The organism is Streptococcus sp. HMSC072D05 (assembly GCF_001815805.1).
In the GTDB taxonomy this organism is placed as follows: Bacteria; Bacillota; Bacilli; order Lactobacillales; family Streptococcaceae; genus Streptococcus.
Genome location: NZ_KV821982.1, coordinates 73,496 through 85,803 on the forward strand (window position 1 = coordinate 73,496; position 12,308 = coordinate 85,803).

General features: G+C 41.5%; 11 protein-coding genes and 2 pseudogenes. 12 read left to right on the forward strand and 1 reads right to left on the reverse strand.

Going from position 1 to position 12,308, the window contains the following annotated elements:
• From HMPREF3057_RS00320 to dltD, 10 genes and pseudogenes are all read left to right on the forward strand, one after another.
• Nucleotides 1-361, forward strand: a pseudogene (locus HMPREF3057_RS00320) (hypothetical protein); the annotation flags it as partial.
• A gap of 67 nt (nt 362-428) precedes the next feature.
• A complete protein-coding gene (locus HMPREF3057_RS00325; RefSeq protein ID WP_000659754.1) occupies nt 429-1,124 on the forward strand; it encodes an AzlC family ABC transporter permease in 696 nt (231 codons plus the stop codon).
• Nucleotides 1,114-1,437 carry an AzlD domain-containing protein gene (locus tag HMPREF3057_RS00330; protein ID WP_000253936.1) on the forward strand — a complete coding sequence of 108 codons (324 nt, stop codon included), beginning with the start codon at nt 1,114-1,116 and terminating at the stop codon, nt 1,435-1,437. The genes HMPREF3057_RS00325 and HMPREF3057_RS00330 overlap by 11 nt, the downstream gene beginning before the upstream one ends.
• Before the next feature lie 103 nt (nt 1,438-1,540).
• Nucleotides 1,541-2,383 (forward strand): amino acid ABC transporter substrate-binding protein, encoded by an 843-nt coding sequence (locus HMPREF3057_RS00335; protein WP_000724967.1) that lies wholly within the window; start codon nt 1,541-1,543, stop codon nt 2,381-2,383.
• Nucleotides 2,384-2,537: 154 nt separating this feature from the next.
• Complete coding sequence (locus HMPREF3057_RS00340) at nt 2,538-3,392, forward strand: MetQ/NlpA family ABC transporter substrate-binding protein (RefSeq protein WP_000694527.1); 855 nt, start codon at nt 2,538-2,540, stop codon at nt 3,390-3,392.
• 118 nt (nt 3,393-3,510) lie between these two features.
• Nucleotides 3,511-4,884: a M20 family metallopeptidase gene (locus HMPREF3057_RS00345; protein ID WP_070695977.1), complete on the forward strand. Its 1,374-nt coding sequence runs from the start codon at nt 3,511-3,513 to the stop codon at nt 4,882-4,884.
• Nucleotides 4,877-5,937, forward strand: a pseudogene (locus HMPREF3057_RS00350) (methionine ABC transporter ATP-binding protein). The gene HMPREF3057_RS00345 and the pseudogene HMPREF3057_RS00350 overlap by 8 nt, the downstream one beginning before the upstream one ends.
• A 1-nt stretch (nt 5,938) precedes the next feature.
• Complete coding sequence (locus HMPREF3057_RS00355; protein ID WP_049550187.1) at nt 5,939-6,631, forward strand: methionine ABC transporter permease; 693 nt, start codon at nt 5,939-5,941, stop codon at nt 6,629-6,631.
• Between the two features lie 159 nt (nt 6,632-6,790).
• Nucleotides 6,791-7,945, forward strand: a complete 1,155-nt coding sequence (gene dltB, locus HMPREF3057_RS00360) for a D-alanyl-lipoteichoic acid biosynthesis protein DltB (protein WP_049520540.1) — start codon at nt 6,791-6,793, stop codon at nt 7,943-7,945.
• 47 nt (nt 7,946-7,992) lie between these two features.
• Entirely contained in the window at nt 7,993-9,165 is a 1,173-nt protein-coding gene (gene dltD / locus HMPREF3057_RS00365; RefSeq protein WP_070695979.1) for a D-alanyl-lipoteichoic acid biosynthesis protein DltD, read from the forward strand.
• 174 nt (nt 9,166-9,339) lie between these two features.
• On the opposite strand, the gene HMPREF3057_RS00370 is transcribed toward dltD, so the two are convergent.
• The gene (locus HMPREF3057_RS00370; protein ID WP_000739505.1) at nt 9,340-9,909 is read right to left on the reverse strand and encodes an MptD family putative ECF transporter S component; all 570 of its coding nucleotides are present in this window, start codon (nt 9,907-9,909) and stop codon (nt 9,340-9,342) included.
• 133 nt (nt 9,910-10,042) lie between these two features.
• Between HMPREF3057_RS00370 and HMPREF3057_RS00375 the strand changes: the two genes are divergently transcribed.
• Nucleotides 10,043-10,657 (forward strand): YesL family protein, encoded by a 615-nt coding sequence (locus HMPREF3057_RS00375; protein WP_049500068.1) that lies wholly within the window; start codon nt 10,043-10,045, stop codon nt 10,655-10,657.
• On the forward strand, nt 10,635-12,305 hold the full coding sequence (locus HMPREF3057_RS00380; protein ID WP_080978827.1) for a sensor histidine kinase: 1,671 nt from the start codon (nt 10,635-10,637) through the stop codon (nt 12,303-12,305). The genes HMPREF3057_RS00375 and HMPREF3057_RS00380 overlap by 23 nt, the downstream gene beginning before the upstream one ends.
• Nucleotides 12,306-12,308: the final 3 nt, after the last annotated feature.

A 12,308-nucleotide genomic window follows, 5' to 3' on the forward strand; every position in this document is an offset into this window, starting at 1 on the left:
TTTCTATGACTACGAAAACTTTAAATGGAAAAGTTACAGCGGTCGAGTGACCGTTACTTTTTCAAAATCGCATCGTTTACAAGGAGCGACGGTTTATTTCCCTGTGGCTTCCAAAGATCAACAAAAAGAAATATTCTATAAAGTGACCCAAGATATGAAAGCAGAAATCGAAGCTCTACCAAACTTTCAGTCTTTGAAAGTTGATGCCTTGGTGGGATATGATGTTGGTTATCGATTTAAGGTCAAAATGAAAGGGCAAGGGAGAGAACTCTGGATTGATGTCTATCCTACAGAATATGAGAATAAGGATAATCCTGAGAACAACCAATATAATATTGCAATCGATCAATTTCGATGGTAGTTACCCTAGCGTGCTTGTTTTGAATGCTTAGTAGTAGAATGCTGTATTTGTAAGAATGAGGAGAAGGATGAAAGAAAAAGGATTTTGGGAAGGTGTTCAGGCAGCCATGCCGACTGCCCTTGGCTATGTTAGTATCGGTCTGGCTTGTGGGATTATCGGTGCGCCCTATGTGACACCTGTTGAGATGGGCTTGATGAGCCTCTTTGTTTATGCTGGGAGCGCCCAGTTTGCCATGTTGGCACTGATTGCGGTCCAAGCGCCTGTGGCAGCTATTGCTATGACGGTCTTTTTGATCAACTTGCGACTCTTTTTGCTGAGCCTGCATGCATCGACTTATTTCCGTCATACTAGTCTCTGGCAAAATATCGGCATGTCCAGTCTCCTGACAGATGAGACCTATGGGGTTTTGATGGGAGAATTAGCCCATACAGACAAGGTCCATCCTATGTGGATGCACGGGAACAATCTCAATAGTTATGTAGCCTGGTTTATTGGGACAGTTGCGGGGACAGCTTTAGGTGGCCTTCTTCCAAATCCTGAAGTCTTTGGCTTGGACTTTGCCCTTGTTGGGATGTTTATCGGGATTTTTACTTCACAATTTCAGATTATGCAAAGACGGGTTCCTGTCCGCAATCTGCTGCGGATCCTAGCCGTTGTTGCGGTGTCCTTCTTTTTGCTCTTGACAGTGGTGTCTCAGTCGCTAGCTGTCCTGTTTGCGACCTTGCTAGGTTGTACCATGGGGGTGGTCTTAGATGGTCAGTAAATATCTTTTGTTAGCCGTTATCTTTTCAGGCCTAGTGACTTGGATTCCCCGTATGATTCCCTTCATCTTGGTTAAGTACAAGGGCTTGCCAGCTATCGTCGAGCGGTTTTTGAAGTTTTTGCCTGTTTCCATTATCTTTGCCTTGATTCTTTCAAGCGTAGTGACTGGCAAAGTTGGCAGTCTTCCTCAAATCAAATGGCTGGACTTTTTAGCAGTCTTTCCAACGGCTTGGGTAGCCTTTCGCTACCGCAATCTAGTAGGTACGGTTCTTTTTGGGGTAGTCTTGATTGCAGTCTTGCGTCTGGTCTTTTAAATCAGCCATAAAAAAAACCTATCACCGAGATAGATATCATATAATGGCGAAAAAAAATATTTTCTGTTAAGATAGTAAAGTATTCTATTTTGGAGGAAATGACATGAAAAAAATCGTCAAATATTCATCTCTTGCTGCTCTAGGACTTGTTGCCGCAGGTGTACTAGCAGCTTGTTCAGGTGGAGATAAGAAAGATACTGCAACTAGCGAAGCAGCATCTGGTAAGAAAGAAATTATCGTTGCAACCAATGCTTCACCAAAACCATTTAACTACGAAGAAAATGGTGAGTTGACTGGTTATGAGATTGAAGTAGTCCGTGCTATCTTTAAAGACTCTGACAAATACGATGTCAAGTTTGAAAAGACAGAGTGGTCAGGTGTCTTTGCAGGTCTTGATAGTGACCGTTATCAAATGGCGGTGAACAATATCAGCTATACCAAAGAACGTGCTGAAAAGTACCTTTATGCAGCTCCAACTGCTAAAAACCCTAACGTTCTCGTTGTGAAGAAAGACGACGACAGCATCAAGTCGCTTGATGATATCGGAGGCAAGTCTACTGAGGTCGTTCAAGGGACAACATCAGCTAAACAGCTAGAAGATTATAACAAACAACACGCAGACAATCCAACTGTTCTTAACTATACCAAGGCTGATTTCCAACAAATCATGTCTCGTTTGAGCGATGGTCAGTTTGACTACAAGATTTTTGATAAAATCGGTGTTGAAACAGTTATCAAGAACCAAGGTTTGGACAACTTGAAAGTCATTGAACTTCCAAGCGACCAACAACCTTACGTTTACCCACTTCTTGCAAAAGGTCAAGATGAGTTGAAATCATTTGTAGACAAACGTATCCAAGAACTCTACAAAGACGGAACTCTTGAAAAATTGTCTAAACAGTTCTTCGGAGACACGTATCTCCCAGCAGAAGCTGATATTAAATAGTCGTATGAAATCATCCAGTCTGAGAAAGGCGGATGATTTCTCAATTTTTAGGTATATAGTTTCAAACTATATGTCTGCCTATCTAATAACAATTTGCTAAATCAAATAAAGTATGAGATACTATTACGGTATTATTTTTAAAGGAGATAGAATCATGAAAATTAAAAAATGGCTCGGTGTAGCAGCTCTTGCTACAGTCGCAGGTTTGGCTCTTGCAGCTTGCGGAAATTCAGAAAAGAAAGCAGACAACGAAACAGTTGTCAAAATTGCAACAGTTAACCGTAGCGGTTCTGAAGAAGCGCGTTGGGATAAAATCCAAGAATTGGTTGAAAAAGATGGAATCAAATTGGAATTCACAGAGTTCACTGACTACTCTCAACCAAACAAGGCAACTGCTGATGGCGAAGTAGACTTGAACGCCTTCCAACACTACAACTTCTTGAATAACTGGAACAAAGAAAACGGGAAAGACCTTGTAGCGATTGCAGATACCTATATCTCACCAATCCGCCTTTACTCAGGTAAAAATGGGGAAGAAAACAAGTACACCAAAGTGGAAGAAATCCCAGATAACGGTGAAATCGCCGTACCAAACGATGCAACAAACGAAAGCCGTGCGCTTTACTTGCTTCAATCAGCTGGTTTGATCAAATTGGATGTTTCTGGAACTGCCCTTGCAACAGTTGCTAACATCACAGAAAATCCAAAGAACTTGAAGATTACTGAATTGGACGCTAGCCAAACAGCTCGTTCATTGTCATCAGTTGATGCTGCCGTTGTAAATAATACCTTCGTTACAGAAGCAAAATTGGACTACAAGAAAGCACTCTTCAAAGAACAAGCTGATGAAAACTCAAAACAATGGTACAACATCATTGTTGCGAAAAAAGATTGGGAATCATCACCTAAGGCTGATGCCATCAAGAAAATTATCGCAGCTTACCACACTGATGAAGTGAAAAAAGTTATCGAAGAAACATCAGACGGTTTGGACCAACCAGTTTGGTAATAAGACACAGGGAGGTGGGAGAGAGTTTCCACCTCTTGCTTTTGTATAGAGAGTTGATTTTAAAGAGGCACTTGTGGTCGTTCTAAGGACACAAGTACGTAGTAGAAAGAGAGAGAAAATGGTTTTTCCTAGCGAACAAGAGCAGATTGAAAAATTTGAGAAGGATCATGTGGCCCAACATTATTTTGAAGTCTTGCGCACCTTGATTTCCAAGAAATCCGTCTTTGCCCAACAGGTTGGACTCAAGGAGCTCGCAAACTATCTGGGTGAGATTTTCAAGCGTGTAGGGGCTGAAGTGGAGATTGATGAGAGCTATACGGCTCCCTTTGTCATGGCGCATTTCAAGAGTTCGCGTCCGGATGCCAAGACCTTGATCTTCTATAATCACTATGACACCGTGCCAGCGGATGGAGACCAGGTATGGACAGAGGATCCTTTTACCCTTTCTGTGCGAAATGGCTTTATGTATGGGCGTGGGGTTGACGACGACAAAGGCCACATCACAGCTCGTTTGAGTGCTTTGAGAAAGTATATGCAGCACCATGATGACCTGCCTGTCAATATCAGCTTTATCATGGAGGGAGCAGAGGAGTCTGCTTCCATGGATCTAGATAAGTATTTAGAGAAACACGCAGACAAACTTCGTGGAGCGGACTTGCTAGTCTGGGAACAAGGAACCAAGAACGCCTTGGAACAGCTGGAAATCTCTGGCGGAAACAAGGGAATTGTAACCTTTGATGCTAAGGTGAAGAGTGCGGATGTGGATATCCACTCGAGTTATGGTGGTGTCGTGGAGTCAGCTCCATGGTATCTTATCCAGGCCTTAAGTAGCCTACGTGCAGCAGATGGACGTATCTTAGTAGAAGGCCTGTACGAGGATGTTCAAGAGCCAAATAAACGAGAGCTAGCCTTGGTAGATACCTATGCCCAACGCAATCCAGAGGAAATCAGTCGCATTTATGGCTTGGAATTGCCTCTCTTACAAAAGGATCGTGTAGCCTTCCTAAAACGTTTCTTTTTCGAGCCAGCCCTTAATATCGAAGGGATTCAGTCAGGTTATCAAGGTCAAGGGGTGAAAACGATTTTGCCAGCAGAAGCCAGTGCCAAGTTAGAAGTTCGTTTGGTTCCTGGCTTAGAACCGCATGATGTTCTGGAAAAAATTCGGAAACAGCTAGACAAAAATGGCTTTGATAAGGTAGAATTATACTATACCTTGGGAGAGATGAGCTATCGAAGCGATATGAGCGCGCCAGCCATTCTTAATGTGATCGAGTTGGCCAAGAAATTCTATCCACAGGGCGTTTCAGTCTTGCCGACAACAGCGGGGACAGGACCTATGCATACGGTCTTTGATGCCTTAGAGGTACCCATGGTGGCCTTCGGTCTAGGAAATGCCAATAGCCGAGACCATGGTGGAGATGAAAACGTGCGAATCGCCGATTACTACACCCATATTGAATTAGTAGAGGAGCTGATTAGAAGCTATGAGTAGAGATATTATCAAGTTAGATCAGATCGATGTGACTTTTCACCAAAAGAAGAGAACCATCACAGCGGTCAAGGATGTGACCATTCACATCCAAGAAGGGGATATCTACGGAATTGTTGGATATTCTGGAGCAGGGAAATCAACCCTTGTACGGGTGATTAACCTCTTGCAAAAACCATCCGCAGGGAAAATTACCATTGACGACGATGTGATTTTTGATGGTAAGGTGACCTTGACGGCAGAGCAGTTGCGTCGCAAACGTCAAGATATCGGGATGATTTTCCAGCATTTTAACCTCATGAGTCAAAAGACAGCAGAGGAAAATGTAGCCTTTGCCCTCAAACACTCTGGACTCAGCAAGGAAGAAAAGAAGGCAAAAGTAGCTAAGTTGTTGGACTTGGTTGGCTTGGCGGATCGTGCTGAAAACTACCCTTCACAACTATCTGGAGGGCAAAACAGCGTGTGGCTATTGCGCGTGCCTTGGCCAATGATCCAAAAATCTTGATTTCAGATGAGTCAACGTCTGCCCTTGACCCTAAAACAACCAAGCAAATTTTGGCCTTGTTGCAAGATTTGAACCAAAAATTAGGCTTGACGGTTGTCTTGATTACGCATGAAATGCAGATTGTCAAAGACATTGCCAACCGTGTGGCGGTTATGCAGGATGGGCGTTTGATTGAAGAGGGCAGTGTCCTTGAAATCTTCTCAGACCCTAAACAACCTTTGACACAGGACTTTATCTCAACAGCCACAGGTATTGACGAAGCCATGGTTAAGATTGAGAAGCAAGAAATCGTAGAACATTTATCTGAGAACAGTATCTTAGTGCAACTCAAGTATGCAGGGGCTTCGACAGACGAACCACTTTTGAATGAATTGTACAAACATTACCAAGTAACGGCCAATATCCTCTATGGAAATATCGAAATTCTTGATGGTACTCCCGTTGGAGAATTGGTGGTGGTCTTGTCAGGTGAAAAAGCAGCACTAGCAGGTGCTCAAGATGCCATCCGTCAGGCTGGTGTGCAGTTAAAAGTATTGAAGGGAGGACAGTAAAATGACAGAGTTGATTCAAACTTATCTACCAAATGTCTACAAGATGGGCTGGTCTGGTCAGGCAGGCTGGGGAACAGCCATTTACCTAACTCTTTATATGACAGTTCTTTCTTTCATCATCGGAGGGTTCTTGGGGTTGGTAGCAGGTCTTTTCCTCGTCTTGACAGCGCCAGGCGGTGTCTTGGAAAATAAGGTTATCTTCTGGATTTTGGATAAGATTACCTCTATTTTCCGTGCGGTTCCTTTCATCATCCTCTTGGCAATCATGTCGCCACTCTCTCACTTGATTGTGAAGACGAGCATCGGACCAAATGCAGCCCTTGTGCCACTTTCATTTGCAGTCTTTGCCTTCTTTGCCCGTCAGGTGCAGGTGGTCTTGGCTGAACTGGATGGTGGTGTTATTGAGGCGGCTCAAGCGAGCGGAGCGACCTTCTGGGATATCGTGGGTGTTTACCTATCAGAAGGTCTTCCAGATTTGATTCGTGTGACGACAGTGACCTTGATTTCCCTTGTTGGGGAAACGGCTATGGCGGGAGCAGTTGGTGCTGGTGGTATCGGTAACGTAGCCATCGCTTATGGATTTAACCGTTACAATCACGATGTGACCATCTTGGCAACCATCATTATCATCTTGATTATCTTTACAATCCAGTTCTTGGGAGATTTCTTGACCAAGAAACTAAGTCATAAATAAATGGAAGGAGCCCAACGGGACTCCTTTTTGTTTTCTCACCGAACTGCAAGAAGGATAAAGCTTCTTTTTAGAAATATGCTATAATAAATAAAGGTCCTCAATTAGCAAATCGGAAAGTTTGCTGTAGAAGGGATGATAATGTAAAGGAGTTTGACTGGTATGAATTATTTCGAGGGGAATGAGTTTTTCCTTCTCTTGTTTGTAGTTTTACTGATTGGTTTTGTGGTAAACTTTTTTGAAAAACGTAAGGACTACTATATTTTGGTGCTCTCCCTCTTATTTGCAGGAGCTATCTATGGTAAGAGTCGAGCGATGATGGTCTATTTGCTTGCCTTTGTCGTTTATCAATATTTTCTGGTTTTTCTAGCACAGAGGATAGAGGCAAAGCGGCTGAAACCACTGGTTTTCCTTTCCATTCTTCCTTTAGTAATCAATAAAGTCTTTGCCCTGACTTCTCTGCATTTGTTGGCCTTTATTGGAATTTCTTACATGTCCTTTAAGACCATTCAGATCATGTTAGAGATATCGGATGGCTTGATCAAAGAAAAAGTCAGTGTAAAAGATTATCTACAGTTTTTACTCTTTTTCCCAACAGTTAGTGCTGGTCCGATTGATCGGAGTAGGAGATTTTTAAAAGAGATAAACGAGGTCATGCCTCGAAAAGAGTATCTAGAGTTAGCAGGGGACGGTGTGTATCGTATTGTTCTAGGCCTTCTTTACAAGGTTGTTTTATCAACCTATGTTTACCAGATGTTACTCACTCTAAGCAATACGGGTACAGTCGTCTACTCAATTAAGTATATGTACCTCTATACCTTGTATCTGTTCTTCGACTTTGCAGGCTATAGTCTAATGGCCGTTGGAAGTAGTAACATTCTAGGTATTCAGACACCGATGAACTTTAACAAACCTTTCTTGAGTGTTGATATCAAGGATTTCTGGACCAGATGGCATATCACCTTGTCGACCTGGTTGAGAGATTTTGTATTTTCAAGAGTATTGATGCAGGTTATCAGGAAAAAATGGTTTAAAAATAGACTACACAATGCAACCTATGCCTATATGGTCAATATGTTGGTCATGGGTTTTTGGCATGGTCTTAGTGTTAGTTACATTGTCTATGGTTTTTACCATGGTGTCTTGATGGCTGGATTTGAAGTGTATCAAAAGAAAAGCAATTTTTATAAGAAAAATAAAAACAAAAACTGGTATAAGCTACTAAGTTGGTTTGTGACCATGAATTTGGTTATGGTTGGTTTCTTTATCTTTTCAGGTGAACCCTATAAAATCTTACTGACGATTTTAAAGAGATAAGAGATTGAAAAGAAGTCTGCCAGATTGAAGGGATAGGATAAAACGAGATGATTAAATTAAAAGCATTTTTACTATCGCTTGTGCTCGTAATTGCGACGCTTGCCCTTTTAAATGTGACCTATGTCAAGAAGATTGATGATTATTATAAAGTCAAGGATAACAGTATTCGTTATAGCACCTCGTATGAAAAGTATAAAAGTAGAGATATTCTAACAAGCAATATCACTCCCAATACACTGGTTCTAATGGGTTCTTCAGAGTTGGTTGCAACGATAAATGAAGACTATCATCCAAATAAAATTTTTAACTACAACGATTTTAATATCATGCAGATTGGGACTAGTTATTCTCAAAACATCATTCAGGCTACGACCTTGGGCTCTATTGAAGGATCTATGAGTAAGCGAAAAGTAGCTATAGTAGAGTCGGTTCAGTGGTTTGAAAAAGATGGGACCCATCAAGATGCCTTTTTGAACAAGGCTTCTCAGGAACATATTTTCCACATGCTAGATAATGACAAGATTAGTAAGGAAACGAAAGAGAAACTGATCAATCGCATTATCGAGATTACCAAGGGAAACAAGCAACAAAATGACATCTACAAAAAATACAAAAGTTATTTCATAGATGGAAAAGGAACTATTGTTGAAAAAAAACTATTAGAGTTAGATAACGCGATGTATTCCTTTAAGCTCAAACGAAAATTTTATGAAAATCATGAGAAATCAGATTATCCTTCACTAGGAGACAAAACCCCAGACTATGATTGGGAAAAGATGACGGCTCAGTTTGTGGAAGAGGTCAAAAGGAAAACAGACAATAATGACTATGCTGTTGATAATAACTACTACAATACTTACTTAAAAGATCGCTATGCATCGCTAAAAGATTCCAATAAAGATTTGAGCTACCTAGAGTCACCTGAATATTCAGATATGGAACTTTTCTTGACGGTTGCTAAAGAATTGGGCATTGAAGTTGAGGTTATTATTTTCCCAGTAAACGGGAAATGGAACGACTACACTGGTGTCTCAAGAGAGATGCGAGAAAAAACTTATAAAAAAATAGAAGATGTCGCAAAAAGCCATGGTGCAACCGTATTAAACTATGGAAACAGAGAGTATGATGATTACTTTTTATTTGACGTGATGCACGTTGGAGTGAAAGGATGGATGGAAGTTGAAAAAGAACTTTACAAATTTGCAAACCAAGCTAACTAACACTCATCGATTAATCTTGTGGACACTTTTTTTCTATACGGTTATCTTGAGCATCGTGATTTACTGTTTTGTGACCGATTTTTCGAATATTCAAGAATTTATCTATAGTGAATTCTAAGATTGTATACAAAAAGGCCCTGGAACTAGGCATAGCTAGTCTTCAGGGCTTTTATCTTATAGTTTATCAGCTATTTTTTGACTTAGAAATTGCCCAACCAAAGCCCCAATCAAGGCACCTACGAGGATGCTCGAAACAAAGAGAAGGATTTTGTCCAACTCTGGAGCGACCATGATACGGTCAATGTATTCTTGGGATTTCCCACGTGCAAGTAAGGTGGCCACGTAAGCTTTGGGACGGATCCACATGAGGAAGATAGGGCCACTTGTGCTAAAAGCAAAGACGAGGAAGGAGAGGGTGTTTTTGATTCGATCTCTGTAGTTTCCGAGACGAGCGATGGCATCTGCTGCAAGACCACAGGCGAGTCCTGGGAGAAAGGCACCAGCGCCATGCTTGCTAGCTAGGAAGAAAAGTGCCATAAAAAGTCCTAGAGTGGTGATAGCGCCAAAACGAGGGACCTTCGTCAAAAGAAGCATGTAGACACTGCCACCGACAAGGGCAGAAAAGGCCGGCGCGTAGAACATATTGCCTGTTTGATCGACCAGGTGTCCTAGGAAGACTCCAATCCCTAGACAGAGGAAATAAAGGACGGCGGCCAAGAGGGTGGTTAAGATATTTTTCTTCATGAGAATCTCCTTGATGCGAATTAACAAAACCAATTGTATCACGCTTTTTGAGGATTGTAAATGGGAGTTCTATATTTTTGAAAACGTTTGAAATATGATATAATAGTTACATCGTTAGTTTAAGGAGAGTAGCATGGGAAAATTTCTAGAATTCGTCTTTAATCGTATCTTTTTGGGAATGATTGCGACGGCTTATTTCTGGCTATTAACACTTGCAGGAGGAGTAGTCTTTGGTTTGGCACCAGCTAGTGCAACTCTTATGAGTTTGTATGGGGAGCATGGGTATACCTATCGAGCATACCATTTGAAGGAAGCTTGGGAATTGTATAAGAGTAATTTTGTCAAGAGCAATCTGGCTTTCTATAGTTTTGTGTTTGTTGATCTTGTCCTAGTTTATGGTTTGTATCTTCTAGTTCAATTGCCCCACCAGACGATTTTCCACCTTTTGGCGACCTTCCTCAACGTCCTTGTAGTTGCTCTTGTCTTTCTAGCCTACACTGTTTCCTTGAAACTTCAGGTGTACTTTGATTTATCCTACCAAAATACCTTGAAACTGTCCCTTATCGGGATTTTTATGAGCCTACCTGCGATTGCCAAGGTTTTACTCGGGTCCGCTCTCCTTGTAGGAGTTGGTTATTATATGCCTGCCTTGCTCTTTTTTGTAGGAATTGGAATGTGGCATTTCTTTATCAGTGATATGTTGGAACCTATTTATGAAAGTATCCATGAAAAATTGGCGACAAAATAGAATGAAGCAGTTTTGGCTTCACTCTCTTTTACGGATTTATAGTTTGGTTATGATCGTGGTCATTGCCAGTTTTGCGATTATGCTATCGTATGCTGACTGGGATTCGCGTGAGAAAGAGGCCCAACGGGTTGCAGAACGTGTGACCACTCGGACAGTGAGTGAAGTGGAATATTATCACAGAGAGTCAACCCAACTTGCTCAGTCTTTGGTTGAAAATCAGGCCCGCATCGAAGGAATTTACAAGTATTTCAGTCTCAGCACACCAGACTACTTCTATTGGCAATTAGAGCGTAAAACTTCACCTTATATCTCGGTTTCCCTGTATGAAAATATTGATGACCTCTATGTTAGGAATGATTTTGTGACTGGAGTGGCTATTGTTCTTCAGGACTACAAGGAAGTCTATGTTTCGACTAGAGAAAAACGCAGTGGGGAGAAAGTTCCTGCGGAGGGTTTTAAGCCGACAGCCAATAGTTTTGCCATTCCTGTTTCTGATCCTGTGTCTGACAAGGATTTAGGAGTGATCTATATCTCCCTATCCCCGGATGTTTTACATGGAGCTATTGACAATACAAGGGGCCATATCCCAATGGCTGTAACAGTAACTTCGCCTTTTGAGACTGAGATGTTCCATATTGGGGAGAAGGTATCAGCTGAGCGAGAAAACTGGTTTGTAGGTGTCACCTCTCACGGTTATCAGGTTCGAGTTGCTGTTCCTAAAAATTTTGTTCTTACAGGAACTTTGACGAGTTCAGCTGTCATTATTGGGCTAAGTATTCTCTTTATCATCATTTTGTACGTGACTCTTAGACAGACTTTTTCAAATTACCAAAAGCAGGTCGTAGACCTAGTAGATTCGATCGAGGTGATTGCTCAAGGAGAAGAAGGCCTTCGAATCGATACATCTGAAAAAGGCCAAGAGTTGCTTCTCATTGCAGAAACAACCAATGATATGTTGGATCGCCTGGAAAAAAATATCCATGATATCTATCAGCTAGAGCTCAGTCAAAAAGATGCCAATATGCGAGCCCTGCAAGCTCAAATCAATCCTCACTTTATGTACAATACTCTGGAGTTTTTACGGATGTATGCTGTCATGCAAAGTCAGGATGAACTGGCAGATATTATCTATGAATTTAGTAGCTTGTTACGCAACAATATCTCCGACGAGCGGGAAACCACGTTGAAGCAAGAGTTGGAATTTTGCCGAAAATATAGCTATCTCTGTATGGTGCGTTATCCTAAATCCATTGCTTATGGTTTCAAGATTGCACCAGAATTGGAAGAAATGAGGATTCCAAAATTTACACTCCAACCATTAGTAGAAAACTACTTTGCCCATGGTGTTGATCATCGCAGAACAGATAATGTCATCAGTATCAAAGCCTTGAAAGGCCAAGGATGCGTTGAAATTCTAGTAGTAGATAATGGTCGAGGAATGCCCGCTGAGAAACTAGCTAGCTTGCAAGAAAAATTAACTCAACGAAGTTTTGAACACGAGGCAAGCTATAGTGGGGAGCGGCAATCAATTGGAATAGTAAATGTACACGAACGCTTTGTTCTCTACTTTGGGGATCGCTACCAAATCAGTGTAGAGTCAGCTGAGCAAGAAGGTGTTCGTTACCATATCACTATCCAGGATGAATAGAAA

Coding starts and splice junctions, on each gene's coding strand:
- HMPREF3057_RS00330 (WP_000253936.1), top strand. CDS start 1,114: ATGGTCAGTAAATATCTTTTGTTAGCCGTTATCTTTTCAGGCCTAGTG.
- HMPREF3057_RS00340 (WP_000694527.1), top strand. CDS start 2,538: ATGAAAATTAAAAAATGGCTCGGTGTAGCAGCTCTTGCTACAGTCGCA.
- dltD (WP_070695979.1), top strand. CDS start 7,993: ATGATTAAATTAAAAGCATTTTTACTATCGCTTGTGCTCGTAATTGCG.
- HMPREF3057_RS00325 (WP_000659754.1), top strand. CDS start 429: ATGAAAGAAAAAGGATTTTGGGAAGGTGTTCAGGCAGCCATGCCGACT.
- HMPREF3057_RS00370 (WP_000739505.1), bottom strand. CDS start 9,909: ATGAAGAAAAATATCTTAACCACCCTCTTGGCCGCCGTCCTTTATTTC.
- HMPREF3057_RS00335 (WP_000724967.1), top strand. CDS start 1,541: ATGAAAAAAATCGTCAAATATTCATCTCTTGCTGCTCTAGGACTTGTT.
- HMPREF3057_RS00380 (WP_080978827.1), top strand. CDS start 10,635: ATGAAAAATTGGCGACAAAATAGAATGAAGCAGTTTTGGCTTCACTCT.
- HMPREF3057_RS00345 (WP_070695977.1), top strand. CDS start 3,511: ATGGTTTTTCCTAGCGAACAAGAGCAGATTGAAAAATTTGAGAAGGAT.
- dltB (WP_049520540.1), top strand. CDS start 6,791: ATGAATTATTTCGAGGGGAATGAGTTTTTCCTTCTCTTGTTTGTAGTT.
- HMPREF3057_RS00355 (WP_049550187.1), top strand. CDS start 5,939: ATGACAGAGTTGATTCAAACTTATCTACCAAATGTCTACAAGATGGGC.
- HMPREF3057_RS00375 (WP_049500068.1), top strand. CDS start 10,043: ATGGGAAAATTTCTAGAATTCGTCTTTAATCGTATCTTTTTGGGAATG.